12 protein-coding genes and 1 pseudogene are annotated in these 15,800 nt (G+C 60.1%); 4 read left to right on the top strand and 9 right to left on the bottom strand.

The genetic code is table 11. From position 1 onward, the window contains the following. Positions 1-860: 860 nt before the first annotated feature. The 5 genes from AC1RUK_RS22880 to AC1RUK_RS22860 form a co-directional block, all read right to left on the bottom strand. Positions 861-1,670, bottom strand: a complete 810-nt coding sequence (locus AC1RUK_RS22880) for an ABC transporter permease (protein WP_481838824.1) — start codon at positions 1,668-1,670, stop codon at positions 861-863. Further along, entirely contained in the window at positions 1,670-2,539 is an 870-nt protein-coding gene (locus AC1RUK_RS22875) for an ABC transporter permease (protein WP_481838825.1), read from the bottom strand. The genes AC1RUK_RS22880 and AC1RUK_RS22875 overlap by 1 nt, the downstream gene beginning before the upstream one ends. A gap of 2 nt (positions 2,540-2,541) precedes the next feature. Then, entirely contained in the window at positions 2,542-3,633 is a 1,092-nt protein-coding gene (locus AC1RUK_RS22870) for an ABC transporter ATP-binding protein (RefSeq protein ID WP_481838826.1), read from the bottom strand. A 99-nt stretch (positions 3,634-3,732) separates the two neighbouring features. Next, entirely contained in the window at positions 3,733-4,881 is a 1,149-nt protein-coding gene (locus AC1RUK_RS22865) for an ABC transporter substrate-binding protein (protein ID WP_481838827.1), read from the bottom strand. Positions 4,882-4,967: 86 nt separating this feature from the next. Beyond that, the gene (locus AC1RUK_RS22860) at positions 4,968-6,299 is read right to left on the bottom strand and encodes an aspartate aminotransferase family protein (protein WP_481840116.1); all 1,332 of its coding nucleotides are present in this window, start codon (positions 6,297-6,299) and stop codon (positions 4,968-4,970) included. A 92-nt stretch (positions 6,300-6,391) separates the two neighbouring features. Between AC1RUK_RS22860 and AC1RUK_RS22855 the strand changes: the two genes are divergently transcribed. Further along, positions 6,392-7,282 (top strand): LysR family transcriptional regulator, encoded by an 891-nt coding sequence (locus AC1RUK_RS22855; protein WP_481839421.1) that lies wholly within the window; start codon positions 6,392-6,394, stop codon positions 7,280-7,282. An 837-nt stretch (positions 7,283-8,119) separates the two neighbouring features. Further along, positions 8,120-8,338: pseudogene (locus AC1RUK_RS22850) on the top strand (cobalamin-binding protein); the annotation flags it as partial. Here AC1RUK_RS22850 and AC1RUK_RS22845 read toward each other — a convergent pair. The 3 genes from AC1RUK_RS22845 to AC1RUK_RS22835 are packed head-to-tail and all read right to left on the bottom strand — an operon-like array spanning position 8,333 to position 11,801. Further along, the gene (locus tag AC1RUK_RS22845; protein ID WP_481838829.1) at positions 8,333-10,318 is read right to left on the bottom strand and encodes an oxidoreductase; all 1,986 of its coding nucleotides are present in this window, start codon (positions 10,316-10,318) and stop codon (positions 8,333-8,335) included. The pseudogene AC1RUK_RS22850 and the gene AC1RUK_RS22845 overlap by 6 nt on opposite strands. Before the next feature lie 43 nt (positions 10,319-10,361). Next, positions 10,362-11,156 carry a pyrroline-5-carboxylate reductase family protein gene (locus tag AC1RUK_RS22840; protein ID WP_481838830.1) on the bottom strand — a complete coding sequence of 265 codons (795 nt, stop codon included), beginning with the start codon at positions 11,154-11,156 and terminating at the stop codon, positions 10,362-10,364. 15 nt (positions 11,157-11,171) lie between these two features. Continuing rightward, a complete protein-coding gene (locus AC1RUK_RS22835; RefSeq protein WP_481838831.1) occupies positions 11,172-11,801 on the bottom strand; it encodes a TetR/AcrR family transcriptional regulator in 630 nt (209 codons plus the stop codon). Positions 11,802-11,949: 148 nt separating this feature from the next. On the opposite strand from AC1RUK_RS22835, the gene AC1RUK_RS22830 reads away from it, so the two are divergent. Beyond that, entirely contained in the window at positions 11,950-13,986 is a 2,037-nt protein-coding gene (locus tag AC1RUK_RS22830; protein ID WP_481840115.1) for an oxidoreductase, read from the top strand. Positions 13,987-14,022: 36 nt separating this feature from the next. Further along, positions 14,023-14,625 (top strand): dimethylsulfoniopropionate lyase, encoded by a 603-nt coding sequence (locus tag AC1RUK_RS22825; protein WP_481838833.1) that lies wholly within the window; start codon positions 14,023-14,025, stop codon positions 14,623-14,625. Between the two features lie 113 nt (positions 14,626-14,738). On the opposite strand, the gene AC1RUK_RS22820 is transcribed toward AC1RUK_RS22825, so the two are convergent. Continuing rightward, entirely contained in the window at positions 14,739-15,800 is a 1,062-nt protein-coding gene (locus tag AC1RUK_RS22820) for an FAD-binding oxidoreductase (RefSeq protein ID WP_481838834.1), read from the bottom strand.

Here is a 15,800-nt window from a genome sequence, read left to right as displayed (position 1 = left end):
TGCGCAAAGACGCGCAATCGAGGTCCTGACGTTGACTGCCCAGGGCCTAGCCAACAGGGAAATCGCCACCCGCCAGGAGAAAGCCTGTGCAGACTTCGTTGTCGCGCAACCTCGACCTTGATCGCCTGTTCACGCACCGTTGACGTTTGGATCAGGCAGAAGAGGTCTACCGGATCCTTGACGCCCAGTCGGGCGGCAAAGGCGCCTTCATCTTTTAGTCTAGCGTATAGCCAAAAACGCTCTACCACGCCGCGTCGCCGCGCTTGATCGCGGCGTGTCGGCCATCAGGATCGGCTGCGCTCAACGGCAGCGCGTCGGTTCACCGGCTCGACGAACAGCATCAAGATCGCTGTGCCCACCGTTCACGTCGAGGGCGGAGCGGAGACGGCGGCCGCTGCGCAGCAGGCGCTAGTCTAGAGGATGCTTCCAGTGGCTGCCCGGTCGATGCAATTGGATCATTAGAGATCAGTCCAAAAATATCGATATCATCCCATTGAAATAAAAAATGGAAAAATTTGGATATGAGGGGCTTCCTTGATGAGCTGCTCAAGACGCGCCCAACCCGGAGAATTGGGGCCGTGAGCTAGGGCCTGTACGAGTGACCATTTGTGATCTTTCATGCTTGGGCATGATCGCATTGCTCAGTACTGTGACGTCCCCTTCAACCCTGGGTTCCGAACACTCGTCTTCCTTCCTAGCGTCCCCGCGGAACGGCTTGTCTGCTACTTGGCGGATGCGCCGCCCAACAAGATACAACGCGATGTCCAATCCGTTAGCGACAAGACACATGCCAGAATCAGGCTACCGAAAGTTCGACGGAGCGGACCCCCCGAATTTCGAAGGCAGCACAAGCAGGACTGTCACTCCACAGTCGTTTTCCTGTCCGAGCGGGCGACGAAGTAAAGCGCGATGATCGCGGCAAACACCAAGACGTTGATGATCGAGGACAGCGCGTAAAGCTCCGGTTTGACGCCGTAGCGCAGCGCGCCCCAGGCGACCGATGGCATCGTTGGGGTGGCGCCCAGCAGGTAGAATGAGATGTCCAGGCCATTGAGCGACAGCACGAAGGCAACAATCAGACTGCTCAGGATTCCGGACCAGGTCAGCGGCAGCATCACCTCGAAAAAGGCGCGGATCGGCGAGGCGCCACAAACAACCGCGGCCTCGTTCATCCGCCAGTCGTACCGGTAGAGCAGGGCGGCCATGATGAGGAAGCAGAACGAGAAGCAGTGCACCGAATTGGCGATGATGGCGGTGACCATGTTTCCCTGCAGCTCCAAGGCCAAGTAGTAGAGCGACATGGACGAGATGCCGAGCAGGATCTCGGACACGAACAGCGGCCCAGCAAAGAAGGCGGCATAGACGAGCGCCTTACGGCCGGCAAAGCGCAGCACCCCGACCGTCGCCAGGAAGCCCAGCGCCGTCGAAAGGAGCGACGTGCAGGTCGCGATGATCAGGCTGTTGATGAAGGCGCTCTGATAGACGGTATTGGTGTAGAGCCTGATGTAGCTCCCAAAGTCGAACTCCGGAGGATAGGGAAAGTTCGGCCGGCTCGACATCGACGCGAACAGGATGTGGACGATCGGCATGTAGAGGAAGGCATAGGCCGCCACCAGGATCGCTCCCATCAGCCATTTGGTCAGCCTGTCGTTGCTCGCCTGTGCGTACATCACTGCCGTCCCATTCCTGTGAAGCCCGTCCGGCGCAGATCGATGCCGAGGCTGAACACGCCAAGCACCGCTATCGAAAACAGGAAGAGCACAACGCCCATGGCCGCGCCGAGAGCCCATGTGCCGGACTCGCCGAACTGCTGCGCGATCGACATGCCGTAAAGTGTGCCGCTCGGTCCGCCGAGAAAGCGGGGGGCGAGCGATGCCGACAGCGTGGGGATGAAGCAGAGCAGGAACCCTACGATCGTTCCTGACAGGTTGAGTGGCCAAACGATCTCATAAAATATCCGGAAGCGGTTTGCGCCACAGGAGCTCGCCGCGCTGGTCAGGCGGAAATCGAAATTCAAGAGCGACAGATAGACTGTCGTCACGACCATCGGCAGGTAGAGATAGATGAGGGCAATGAAGGTTGCCCAGTTCGAATACATGATGAATCGCAGCGGGGCGGAGCCAAGTTTCAAAAGCACCCCGTTGACCAGGCCCGTTGGTCCCAGCATGCCTTGCAGGGCGATAAGGCGCAGCACCTCGCCAGAGAGGAAGGGCACGGCAAGCAACAGGGAAAGGATCAGCTTGTAGCGGCCACCGTGGCGTACGATGAAGAAGGCGATCGGCCAGGAGACGGCGACCGAAAAGATCGAGACGCCGATCGCCAGGAACAGCGACCGCACAAAGAAGACGAAGTAGGCAGGCTCGGTCGCCAGCGTCACATAGTTTATCGCGGACCATTCGCGCACGATCTTGTAGTTTTCGGTCTGCCAGAAGCTGAGGATGACCAGCGCGATCAAAGGCAGGACGAAGAACAGCACCAGGAAGATGGCGGGCACATGCAGGAACAGCCGCCTGTTCCACCGGTTGTCAGTCTCAGCCACGTTCACCTCCCTGCCGGAAAGACGTGGCACGCCGCAGGGTCCCAGGACAGCGACAGCTTGGTGCCGAGTGCCGAGGGGCCCGACGTCTTCGGCTTGACCGCAATGATGCGCTCGGCCGCCTCGGTCTCGAGGATGTATTCGACGAAAGGTCCGCGCAGCACGATGTCGGCCACGGTGCAGGGAATGCCGGTTGCGCCTGCCGCCCAGGGCGAAAGCTGAAAGCGTTCGTTCTTGACGAAGATTTCGGCGCGGGCGTCGCCCTTGCGCTCGAAGGGGTGGTGATAGGGGAACGCGTAGTCGTAGCGCTGCAGCTCGATCTGCCCCGTCGCCGGATTGAATGCGCCGTCGAAGCGCGTTGATTTGCCGACGAACCGTGCAACGAAAGGCGTCGGGGGATTGTCGTAGATTACCTGCCGCTCGCCGAGCGCTTCCAGCCTGCCGCCATTGATGACGGCGACACGATCGCTCATCGACAATGCCTCTTCCTGATTGTGGGTGACGTAGACGAAGGGGATGCCGAGCTGCTTCTGATAGCGGCGGATCTCGACCTCCATCTCGTTGCGCAGCTCGCGGTCGAGATTGGCGAGCGGCTCGTCGAGCAGCAGCAGCGTTGGGTGGGTGACGAGACCCCGGCCGAGTGCGACACGCTGCTGCTGCCCGCCGGACAATTGATTGGGATAGCGATCCATGAGCCCGCGCAGCGACAGTATCGCCTCCGCCCAGTCGAGGCGTTCGAGAATCTTCTGCTGCGGCTGGTTGGTCATGCGCAGCGGAAAGGCGAGGTTTTCGCGCACGGTTCGGTGCGGAAACAGCAGGAATTCCTGGAAAACCATGCCGATGCCGCGCTTGTACGGCGGCAGATCGGTGACGTCGGCACCCTCAAAGAAGATGCGGCCCGTGCTCGGCCGGTCGAGCCCGGCGATCAGCCGAAGCAGCGTGCTCTTGCCGGAACCGCTGGGACCAAGGATGGCGATGAATTCGTGCTTGGCGATGTCGATGGACAGGTCGTGCAAAGCACGGACCTGGCCGTATTGGCGCGACACGCCGGCAATGCGGATATAGGGCGTAGCAACGCCGTCAAGGCTCGCGTTCATGGATGCTGACCTGAATATCTGGGCATCGGTCCCTCTGGCGGGGATCATGCCCCGCCAGAGGATACAGCCGTCGCCTGGGAGGTGGGAACGTACTGTCGATCAGGCTGCCTGGACATTCGACCACACCCGTTCCCACTTCTCGGGAGACGAGGGTTGGTCGAACATGAACAGGTCGGCGATCTCGTTCGACCGGTCCATCAGGTAGAGCTTGCGGTCTTCCTCGCTGGAGATAGACCGGAGATCGATGGTGGTCGAGCAGCCGGCGGTTTCGCCGATGCGCTTCATCACCTCGGCTGATATCATGCGGTCGATGAAGCGGTTGCACAGCTCGAGCCTGGGTCCGTCCTCGACGCCTGACGTCACCAGCCAGGTGTCCACCCAGCCGAGGCCGCCTTCCTTCATCTTCAGCGTGTGTCGGAAATCCTCCTTGGGATTGCCGTCCTTGGCGGTCAGCAACTGGCGGAACACCTGCGCGAACTCGGTTGCCGCCACCACGGCGCCGCTCTGCAGCAACTGGAAGAGCGTCGGGTTGTCCTGGTAGCGGGTGAGCAGCAGCGTCTTCTGCTCAACCAGCAGTTTTTGGATCTCACCAAGTTCCTCGTCGGTCAGCACGTAGGGATTGAATGGCTTTCCGTCCGGACGCGGCTTGTCGCGCGAGCCGAGGCGATCCGTGACCAGCAGCGCCGCAAGCGCAATGTTTTCTTCGAAGCGCGCGCTGGTCGACAGCCGGCCGGAGAACGCGGGATCGAACATGCATGCGATTGTCTGGGTCTTTTCCGGCGCCACCGCGGCGGCGTCGTAGGTGATGCCATAGGCGCCCCAGCAGAACGGATAGCCGATCTTGGCGCCCGAGGCGGCGTCAGTCAGCACCTTGAACTTTTCCGGCTTGAACTCCGGCAGGTAGCCGGTTGCGCTCGGCACCTGCACGTAGTCGACGGAGCGGATGAGCCCCTCGCGGAAGTAGAGCTGCGGCCAGAAGCCGTCGGCCTGGACGAGGTCGAACTCCTTGGCGCCGCCGACGCGCAGCTTGTTATAGGCCTCGGAGTTGCCATCGAAGAAGGTGGCGACGAACTTGACGTTGTTGTCCTGCTCGAACTTCGACACCACGTCGGGCAGCACATAGGCCTCCCACATGAGCGCGCGCACCGTTTGCGCCTGTGCCCAGGATGGCCGGATGAACGGCATGGACAGCGCCGCGCCGGCACCGGCTGCGAGGACGGAGCGCCTGTTGATGGTGGTTCTTTGCATTGTGTTCCCCTTTCGAACATTAGTATCTTCGTACTAATTTGCGTTGGTCTCGCCGCGACGGCGCCGTCGCCGTCGGGCGGGTTCGGTCATGCGATGCCCTCGGCCTCGATCGAGCCCAGCACCTCGTCAAGCACATCGAGCGCATGCGCCATGTCCTCATGCGTGCAGTCGAGTGGAGGCTTGACCTTGATGAGGTTGCCGAGGCCGGCGTAGCGGCTCTCGCCGAACAGCACGCCTTTCTCGAGGCCGCGGCGATAGACTTCCGATGCCGCCTTCGGCGCCGGCTCCTTGGTCGCCCGGTCCTTGACCAGTTCGAGCGAGACGAACAGTCCCGGTCCCCTGATGTCGCCGATCAGCTTGCGCCGCTCGGCCATTTCCGTCAGCCGCTGCGTCGCGTAGGCGCCACGGTCGCGCGCCTTGCCGCACAAATCGTCGGCGATGATCGCCTCGATGGTGGCGACGGCGGCAGCCATGGCGACCGGGAACTGGCCGAAGGTCAGCGCATCTTCGCCGGAATCGAAGCCCGTCAGCCGCTCGCTGGCCATGATGCCGGCCAGCGGGAAGCCGCCGCTGACACCTTTGCCGAACGTCATGATGTCGGGGACGACACCGAAATAGTCGGAGGCGAACATCGCCCCGGTGCGGCCGAAGCAGCTCTGGATCTCGTCCCATATCAGGATGATGTCGTGGCGGTCGCAGATCTCGCGTACGCCCCTGAGGAAAGACAGCGGCAGGTCGATATGGCCACCATTGCCGGGGATTGGCTCCATCATGATGGCCACCACGCCGCCGTCGACGCCCTTGTGGATCGTCTCCTCCAGCAATTGCAGGCACAGCCTCGATTCCATCTCCACGTCCATGCCTAGCCGCGGCCGGTAGGGGTCGGGATGCGGCACGCGGGTGAAGCGCGGCTGGATCGGCAGGAACGGGTTGTTCGGATGCGGCCAGCTCGCCGCCATCGTGGTCAGCGAACGGCCGTGGTAGGCGTCCTGCAGCACGATGATGTTGTGGCGTCCAGGCTTGTTCTTGAAGGCGAGCTTCATCGCCATTTCGACTGCCAGGCTGCCATGCAGGCAGTAGCCGATACGGTTGAGGTCGCCCGGCGAGATTTCGCGCAGCTTCGCGGTGAGCTGCAGCATCGCCACCGTATTGAAGTTCGGGCGGGCATGCGTGATCTCGCGCAGCTGGGCGATTGCGGCCTCCACGACCCTGGGGTCGTTGGCGCCGAGATTGTTCGACCAGGCCTGCGAGGTGCAGTCGAGATATTGGCGGCCCTGGTCGTCCCAGACATGGGAGCCTTTGGCGCGCACCAGCGTAATCTTGGCTTCGTCGCCACCCAATGGATCGTGGATCAGCGACCGCTTACCCTGTTCCACAATGTTTCTGGAATGAGACGTGTCTGTCTGGCCGATATTCATGGCTCACCTCAACCTATTGGGATGTGACTGATTATCGGCCTAGACCGCTTGACAACAAGGACGAATAGCTGAACGATTAATTCGTGACGCTTATGAATATCCAAGTTCGCCATATTCATTCCTTCATCGCCGTCGCGAATGAGAAAAGCTTCGCGCGGGCTGCCGAGAAGCTGAATGTTTCTCAACCAGCCCTATCGCAGACCATCATCCAATTGGAACAGACTCTGGGCTTTCCAGTGTTTGAGCGCACAACCCGAAGTGTCAGCCTGACGCTGTCGGGCGAAAAGCTGTTGGCTAGGGCGCGGGCATTTAGCCAATCGCTCGAAGCACTGTACGGTGAGGCAAGGTCGCTGCAACTCGCACTCAGGAACGAATTGCGCGTTGGCTATATGATTGGTACCGCCGTGCAGTTTATCCCAGCGATCGTTCGAGCGTTTGAGCGAGTTCGTCCGGGTGCCTCCCTCCATCTGCAAGAATTTGATTTCTCGGATCCGAGTGCCGGCCTGAGAGATGGCAAGGTCGATTGTGGCATCATTCGGCCACCGATCGACCTCGACGACATCGACCTTGTCGAAATCGCACGCGAGAAATGCGTCGCATGTCTGCCTACGGGACACCGCCTTAGTCGGCAGGAAACGGTTGTGCTCGACGATATACTCGACGAGCCGATCATTGCCGCGCCGGTGCCGGGCATATGGCGCGACTACTGGCTGGCAAATGACTACCGCGTCGACAGGCCAGCGAAAGTCGTGTTCGAGGCGGCCACCGTCGAATCCGAGCTTCAGGCGGTCGCATCCGGCCGCGGCATAAGCATCACCGCTGACAGCACCGCGCAATACTACGCTCGGCCAGGCGTGGTCTTCAGGCCGATTCGTGACATGCGGGAATGCATCATCGCCATCGGTTATCGAGGTACACCGAACAAGCTGGTCGCAGATTTCATTTCGGTCGTAAACTGCGTTTCACAAGGTCACGATAGCTAAGTTGGATATAGCGGGGCACCATGTTTCTGCTGCGCATGTCCTCTGCCGCCGAACAGCACCTCAATCGGGGTATGAGGACTACGGAGTTGCAGCCACCCCCTTTAGAATTCCAGCCTGCCGTCGCGCACCCTGGCCGTTGATCGACTGTTTGTCTATCGCGGAACGGTACAGGAAGATTTCTGGTTTGGATCACGAAAAACACAATAAAATCAATGATCTTGGTACGTCTTCCGGGTCCACCAATTTCATTCTCGGACATGAGGGCGTTCAGCCCGGGGCGGCGGAAAGAAGAGCCGACATTGCATGAGGATGTCACTATATAGCGGCGGCTTCGACCGCACCTCTAGTTGCGCCCACGAAGCAGCAGTAAATGTGCTACGTATTGTGATACCTATTGTGATACAAATCGGTCCTTAAGACCGGAAAAAAGCAAATAGAAACAGCAGCATAGGGTCGCAAGCGATCCCAGCCAACGGTACCACTTGGCCTATCCTGTAAGTCATTGATTTTTATAACGACTTTCAGATATCTGGCCGTGTTTCTCGCACTATTCTACTCATCTGTGTGTTACCTATTGTGATACTTATCAGATAGGTTCGCCCTCTTCTCCGCCTTGATGGCACCCATCACACGTAGCTCAAGCCTTCTGGTTCCGAAAGGCCTTGCAACGATGCGTGCGGCAATCGGCGGCAACGACGTGTAATTGGGCGGGGTCGTGACCCGAAGCGGACGCTCATTTCGCAACAAGCTGGCGGCACAGCTCGCTGTCGTTCTGGATATCGCGTGTCGGCAGCGGGCGGCATCCCGAAGCAAGGCGCGAAGGGGAGCCCCGCCCTGGCGCTGCTGACCACGACCATGCCCTACATGAAGGTCGTCATAGACACGATGAAGGAAAAGGGCATTCGCGACGACTATGTCGTGCTGGTTGGCGGCGCGCCGCTCAACGAGGAATTCGGCAAGGCCGTCGGCGCCGATGCCTATTGCCGCGATGCGGCCGTGGCAGTGGAAACCGCCAAGGACTACATGAAGCGCAAGCACAACGTCCGCGCTTCATAGCCCCAAGGCAATCTTCCGTCCTTCGTGGAAGGCATAGGGCGCCTGGCGCGGGGCGACGCCATCGCCGACCTCCATGAAAGGCTGGGATGTATTTTCCAACTCTTTCGCCAGCCAATTCGCTGCCACATTGGTGGTTGCGAGGACAAGGCAATCGCCCGGCACGAAGCTTTCTTCACCGGTGTTGTGATCAACGATGGTTGCGCCGTCCCCTTGCCACGCCAGCACGCTGACATCCACCAGCCATGTGACGCCAAGCTGGCGCAATGTCCGCCGCAGCGGGAAATCGGCAGCCGTCCGCTGCAGTTCCTTGCCGACCAGCGGATCGGGCGTCAGAATGGTGACTTGGTGACCTTCCTCGGCAAGCTTCCAGGCTGTGCCACCGCCTCGCCAACCGCCGCCGTCATCGAGCAAAAGCACGCGCTTACCCGGCCGCGAAACGCGGGCCATGACGGATTCGATGGAGAAGACATTGCCCTTTTCAATGCCCGGCAGGCTCGGCATTGCCGGCAGAGCCTTCTGAAACCCGGTTTCAGGAGACACGGACCCCGTAGCAAGGATGACGGTATCAGCTTCGAATGAGGCGATTTCCGAAGCTTCGACATAGGTGTTCAGTCGTACGTCGACGTTCAGTTTGCCGAGCTGGCGCTCATACCACCCAAGGAGGTCGAGGATTTGGCCGCGGCGCGGCTGCAGCCCGGCGAGCAGAAAGTTCCCGCCCAGCCTGCTGGAAGCTTCGGCCAGTACCACCTCGTGACCCCGCTCGGCGGCAACGCGAGCCGTCTCGAGGCCGGCGGGACCGCCGCCGACGACAAGCACCCGCTTTTTGATGGCGGCTGACGTGAACCGGTCACCACCCCATTCAAACTCGCGCCCTGCCGAGGGATTGATAAGGCAGCTGATCCAGTAGTCCCGGGAACGGCGGCCCCAGCACATCTGGTTGCAGGATATGCATCCGCGCACATCTTCCGGCCGGTCTGCCGCGGCCTTGCGGGCCAGATGCGGGTCGGCGATCTGGCCCCGGACGATCGAGACCAGGTCTGCAGCCTTCTCGCCGAGTACAGTTTCGGCGTTTTCAGGCGTCCTGATATGGCTTTCGGCGACCACGAGGGCCGTCTTGACCACACCCTTCAGGACCGTCGCGAGATCGGTGCCAAGCTTCTCCGGATAGAGAAAGGTCGGCATTATCTTGTAGAAATCGAGGTAGCTGCCGGTGCCGCAGGTCACGTAATCGATCAGCCCCTGCTCATCATGCAGCCGAACGATCTCCGCCAGTTCCTGGCGACCGAGCGCGACCGTGTAGTCGTGTTCGTCGCTGACCGAGAGCCCGACGATAAAATCCCGGCCGCAAGTTTCGCGAATGCGGGTCAGGATCTCGCGGGAGATCCGCGTGCGATTTTCGAGCGAGCCTCCCCACTGGTCTTCACGTTGGTTTGTCCAAGGTGTCCAGAACTGATCGACCAGTCCGAGATAGGCGGCCCAGACTTCGACACCGTCGAAGCCGGCTTCCCGGCAACGGCGCGCGGCCTGGACAAAGCCGTCGATCGTCTCCCAGATCTCATCCTCGGACATAGCGTGGGAACCGTCGCTGTCATGGTAGCTTGGCAGGCCCGAGGGCGACCAATGCGCATGAAACGAGTTGTCCGAATCCCCATGCGCACCGACGTGATAGAGCTGCTGGATGGCGACCGCCCCGTGGTGCTTGATCGCGCGCGCAACCGGCTGAAAGTGCGGAATGACGCTATCGTCGCCAGGCCGAAAATTGCCGCGTGTCAGAACGGCGGCCTGATGAACGGGCATGGGTTCGACAACAATCATGCCGGCCCCGCCGATGGCTCGCTCCGCATAGTAGGCAACGTGTCGTTCGGTCGGCACGCCATTTTCGGCCATGTTGGCGGTATGAGCCCCGAACACGATCCGGTTCCGCAGCGTGCGACTGCCCAGCTTTACTGGCGAGAACAGATGCGGAAAGAGTTTTGACATTTATCTCACCAGTGGTCGGAGGCAGGCCCGGGCGATGCGGCAGTCAGGTGGCTTGTCCCATAGTCACGGATTTCTGAAGCGCTGCGGCAAGGCCGTCTGCCACGGCAGATTCAAACCCGGCTGCACGCATGGCTTCGATTGCTGCCGCAGTGGTGCCGCGGTAATCGAGGAAGGTCTGGACGATATCTTTGGGATTGTCTGCGCGCGCCGCGAGGAGTTTTCCGGTTCCTACGAGCAGCGCGCTGACGCCCCGTCGGGCAGTATCTGGGTTAATTCCTCGGCTGACGGCATCGTCCATCATCGCTGCCGCCAAAAGCGCCGGAAACGCCGGGCCGGATCCGGTAAGACCGGTCATGTAGTCGATATCTGCTTCGGTTTTGACTTCGTCGGCGGTGCCACAGGCTTCCAGAATCCGGCGAACGACATTGCGGTCATCGTCGGTGACGCCTCGAGTGCCGATCCAGGGCGTGTAGGAATTGCGCACCTCCGCGGCTGCATTCGGAAGCGTGCGGACGACGCGGTCGGTCTTGAGACGTGCAGCCAATTGGTTCAAGGGGATTCCGGCCATGACCGACATCACAAGCTTGCCGGACGCAGAAATCTCGATGGCAGGCCAATCCTGGGGCCGGACCGAGACGATGATGACATCAGATCGATCCACCAGTTCCTGATTGTCCCTGGTCCAGATAGCGTTTGGCAGAAAGCCGGGCTGCCCGCTTCTGTAAGAAAGTGTGAGGTGCTCTGCGACAACTATTTGTGCATCGACAATGGCCTCGGCGAAGGCGCGTCCAAGCCAGCCCCCTCCACCAATTATCCCGATCCTCATGGGTTCGCTCATTGTCGCAACTCTTCCTCAGTCCGCCAAATAGTCATGTCTGGCGAAGAACCGATCCAGTTCGCGCTGCTGCGGGGCCTCGCCTGTAAAAATCTCCACGTACCCCGGAATGCGTTTCATGCGGGCCGAGAGATCTTCCCTGGTCTGCATTGAGATGTAGCCAATCTGCACGAGGTAGATGGTCCGCGCCCGAACGTCGGCCGAGCCCTCCTTGTAACCGAAGCGGACGAACATTTGGCTCATGGCGTCGAGACGCGTCTGGTCGGCTTTCTGGACCTCCGCCAGAATGTCAGGGGATTGAATCGCCCAGCTTCTGACTGCGAACTCGAACTGGGCATCGAACAAGGACTTGTCGAGCCAGCAGTCGAAAACGTTCAGCATCGCCTCGGCCACCGTCTCGGCATAGGCCTCGGCCTGCTTGACGAGGTTGCCGGTGTTCTTGTCCCGCCAGCGGGTCAAGAGGGCGGCCAACAGTTCTTCCCTATCCTTGAAGAACCAATAGAAGCTGGTGCGCGACAGGCCCAACTTCTTGGCCAGTGGCGAAATCCTCACCGTGTCGACGCCGGATTCCAGAAGCAAATCGTAGGCGGCCTCAAGCCATCCCTCCGGGGATCCGCGCCATCCGCTATCGTTCGAAATCTGCTCCATGAGCGGCCAGCCTAACAAAATGTCAAAGCGAAAACCAGAAAAATGTACACCTATGTCGACTCTGTCGACTTCCTAGAAGCTAAACTTGACATGCATGTACATTTCCAGATAGCGTTCGCACCTGCCATCCCAGTCCGGAGTCCGTCTGATGTCGAGCGATCCCCTTCTGCAGCCGTACAAACTCAAGCATTTGACCCTGCGCAATCGCATCATCGTGACGTCCCATGAGCCGGCTTATCCGGAGGACGGGATGCCGAAGGAGCGCTATCTTGCCTATACTGTGGAACGGGCAAAGGGCGGTGTGGCGATGACGATGACGGCCGGGTCCGCGGCCGTCTCGAAGGACAGTCCTCCGGTTTTCAACAACCTGCTCGCCTACAAGGACGAGATCGTGCCGTGGATCAGGCAGATGACCGATGCGGTGCACGAAGAGGGCGCCGCCATCATGATCCAGCTAACCCACCTTGGACGGCGTACACGCTGGGACAAAGGCGACTGGCTTCCCGTTGTGGCGCCGTCTCACCATCGTGAAGCCTCACATCGCGCGTTTCCCAAGAAAATTGAAGACTGGGATATCGAGCGCATCATCAAGGACTTCGCGGACGCCGCCGAGCGGATGAAGGCGGGCGGGATGGATGGCGTCGAGCTCGAGGCCTACGGCCACCTGCTCGAACAGTTCACGTCGCCTCTCACGAACGATCTTGACGGCCCTTATGGTGGTTCCCTTGATAATCGCATGCGCTTCTGCATGGACGTCTTGAAGGCGATCCGGTCAAGGGTCGGCGAGGACTTCATCCTGGGCGTCCGCTATACGGCGGACGAATGTCTCCCCGGCGGCACTGGCAAGTCGGAGGGCATTGAGATCTCCAAACGCCTCAAGGAAAGCGGCCTTATCGATTACCTTAACGTGATCCGCGGCCATATCGACACCGATGCGGGGCTGACGGACGTCATTCCGATTCAGGGAATGGCGAATGCGCCGCACCTTGATTTTGCCGGCGAGATTCGTGCGGCAACCAACTTCCCAACCTTCCATGCCGCGAAAATACCGGATGTGGCGACAGCGCGTCACGCCATTGCATCGGGTAAGGTCGACATGATCGGCATGACGCGCGCTCACATGACCGACCCACACATCGTGCGCAAGATCATCGAAAAGCGCGAAGACGAAATCAGGCCCTGCGTGGGTGCCAACTATTGCCTTGACCGCATCTATCAGGGCGGGGCGGCGTACTGCATTCACAACGCCGCGACCGGCCGCGAACTGACCATGCCGCACATCGTCCCCAAGGCAGAAACCCGCAAGAAAATTGTCATCGTCGGTGCAGGTCCTGCTGGCCTCGAGGCCGCCCGCGTGGCGGGCGAGCGGGGACACGAGGTCGTGGTCTTCGAGGCCGCCAGCGACCCTGGCGGGCAGATCCGCCTGACAGCGCTGAGCCCGCGCCGCAAGGAGATGATGAGTATCATCGATTGGCGCATTGCCCAGTGCGAAAAACATGGAGTAACCATCAAGTTCAATGCCTGGGCGGAAGCGGAAATCATCGAGGCGGAAAATCCTGATGTCGTCATCATTGCGACGGGCGGGGTGGCGCACACCGACGTCCTTTCCAAGGGCAACGAGTTGGTGGTGTCTTCATGGGACATCATCTCAGGAGACGTAAAGCCGGGAAGCAATGTCCTGATCTTCGACGACGCCGGCGACCATGCGGCACTCCAGGCCGCGGAATTCATCGCGGGTGGGGGAGCGAAGGTCGAGATCATGACGCCGGACCGGTCGTTCTCACCCGAGGTCATGGCGATGAACCTCGTGCCCTACATGCGGTCTCTTCAAAAACTCGATGTGACCTTCACCGTTACCTATCGGCTCGAGTTTGTTGAAAAAAATGGCAATCAGCTCATTGCAAACGTCGGCAGCGATTACGGCGGCATATCCAGGCAGCGCGTCGTGGACCAGGTTGTCGTCAACCACGGCACCATTCCGCTCGACGACATCTATTTCGAACTGAAACCGAAATCGACCAATCACGGCGAGATTTCGCAAGATGAGCTGATCGCCGGACAACCGCAGTCGGTGGTGCGGAATCCGCAAGGCCAATTCCAGCTCTTCCGGATCGGTGATGCTGTTTCGGCTCGCAACACCCATGCTGCGATCTACGACGCACTGCGACTGGCGAAAGATATCTGACGTCCGGCAACGGACGCGCACAACAAGGGCTGCAAGATGAACAGAAGTGACGCCCTGCAATATTTTGTAGACACCGCGTTCGTGGCCTTCGACCAGTTCGCACACGACCTGCGATCGCGCAGATCCATCATCCAACTATTCGCCCAATCGGAGGTTCCCGGGTTGGAAAGGACTACGGCCGGGAGCCGTTTGCCGGTCTGCTCTTATCTTGGCTCGGCGTTGGCAGAAGAAGCGATCCCGTCCACGCTCCGCAACTTGATCGAACGCTTCAAGGCGATCGAGCCGCTGCTCGAATGGCGGCCGAAATCAAATCCCGCCCAGTCTGCCAGCAGCAATTTCCATGACGGTCACGCCAACGCCATGATCCTTGGTCCGGGTGGCATCGAGGACAGAAACGATCTGTGGCTCGGCGTCACTTTGATGGCTCCTCACCTCCGGTATCCCGACCACGAACATACCCCGGAAGAAACCTACCTCGTGCTCTCGCATGGCGAGTTCAAGCAGGCTGACAACGACTGGTTTTCGCCGGGCATCGGCGGTTCATTCTACAATCCGCCAGGCATCAAGCACACGATGAGATCGCTGGAGTCGCCGCTTTTCGCTTTCTGGGCGCTGCTGGTGGAACAGACCCATCATTGAACGACTTTCCAGCAGCTCCATGGAACTGTTCATCGACGCCTTAGCGCCATCCATCTTCGATTGATCGCGGAGCGCCGCGAAGATGCACCGGACCGAGGAACGATCGAATGCTTCTATGCGGCGACTGTCACACGACCGATCGGGCGAGAGCAGCAGGCAAGGACATAGCCATCGGCGATGTCCTCATCCGTGATGCCGCCATTGTGCACCATGTGCACCTGCCCTTCGGTCTTGAGGACCTTGCAGGTTCCGCAGATTCCCATCGAGCATCCTGAAGGGATCACCAGACCAGCAGCGCGCGCTGCTGCAAGAAGGGTATCAGTCTCGGCGCATTTCGCTGTGACACCAGACGAGGCGAAGATGATCTCAGCCTGGTTCTCTTCGTTCGGCACCACGTCGTCTGGAACGTCCTCCGCCCGCTCCGGCTCTGCCGCGAAGCTTTCCTGATGGTAGCGACTCATGTCGTAGCCGAGACCGGCGAGCGCCTCGCGCACGGCCCGCATGAAGGGCTCAGGCCCGCAGCAGAACACCTCGCGATCGAGATAATCCTGCGCCATCAGGCCCAGCATGATCTGGTTGAACATTCCCCGATAGCCGGTCCAGGACCGGAAGGGATCGGCCTCTTCGACGACCCATTTGAGATCGATGCCGATGATGCGCGAGGCCATGAGTTCCATCCTGTCGCGCAAAATGATGTCAGACGGGCGGCGCGCGCAGTTGATGAAAACAATGTCCGGCTCGCGCCCGGAATCGTAGAGCCAAGTGGTCATCGCCACCATCGGTGTGATGCCTGAACCGGCCGAGATGAAAAGGTATTTCTGGACCGGATGATGGACAATCGAGAATTTCCCGGTCGGCCCTATGGCCTTGATGCGCGCGCCTTTGCGCAAATTGTCGAGCATCCATCTGGTGCCGATGGACCCTTCCTGCGCCTTGACCGTGACGGTCAGGGCAGTCGGACGCGAGGGCGAAGAGGAGATCGTATATGTGCGATAGACCGGCCCCTCAGGAACGGGCAATTCCAGCGTGACGAACTGTCCCGGTTCATGATTGAACAGCGCGCCGGACGGACTCTGAAAGCTGAAGGTTACGACATTCGGCGCTTCCGGCGTACGGGTGACGCATTCCAACGCTTCCGCGTCGGTCCAGAAGGCGAGTTTATTGAAAGCGCTCAT

The sequence above is a fragment of the Mesorhizobium monacense genome, assembly GCF_056781675.1.
Note: the sequence above shows the minus strand (reverse complement) of the source record. Positions and strands in the feature narration are given on the sequence as shown.

Coding starts and splice junctions, on each gene's coding strand:
- AC1RUK_RS22880 (WP_481838824.1), bottom strand. CDS start 1,670: ATGTACGCACAGGCGAGCAACGACAGGCTGACCAAATGGCTGATGGGA.
- AC1RUK_RS22870 (WP_481838826.1), bottom strand. CDS start 3,633: ATGAACGCGAGCCTTGACGGCGTTGCTACGCCCTATATCCGCATTGCC.
- AC1RUK_RS22865 (WP_481838827.1), bottom strand. CDS start 4,881: ATGCAAAGAACCACCATCAACAGGCGCTCCGTCCTCGCAGCCGGTGCC.
- AC1RUK_RS22860 (WP_481840116.1), bottom strand. CDS start 6,299: ATGAATATCGGCCAGACAGACACGTCTCATTCCAGAAACATTGTGGAA.
- AC1RUK_RS22855 (WP_481839421.1), top strand. CDS start 6,392: ATGAATATCCAAGTTCGCCATATTCATTCCTTCATCGCCGTCGCGAAT.
- AC1RUK_RS22845 (WP_481838829.1), bottom strand. CDS start 10,318: ATGTCAAAACTCTTTCCGCATCTGTTCTCGCCAGTAAAGCTGGGCAGT.
- AC1RUK_RS22840 (WP_481838830.1), bottom strand. CDS start 11,156: ATGAGCGAACCCATGAGGATCGGGATAATTGGTGGAGGGGGCTGGCTT.
- AC1RUK_RS22835 (WP_481838831.1), bottom strand. CDS start 11,801: ATGGAGCAGATTTCGAACGATAGCGGATGGCGCGGATCCCCGGAGGGA.
- AC1RUK_RS22830 (WP_481840115.1), top strand. CDS start 11,950: ATGTCGAGCGATCCCCTTCTGCAGCCGTACAAACTCAAGCATTTGACC.
- AC1RUK_RS22825 (WP_481838833.1), top strand. CDS start 14,023: ATGAACAGAAGTGACGCCCTGCAATATTTTGTAGACACCGCGTTCGTG.
- AC1RUK_RS22820 (WP_481838834.1), bottom strand. CDS start 15,800: ATGAGCGCTTTCAATAAACTCGCCTTCTGGACCGACGCGGAAGCGTTG.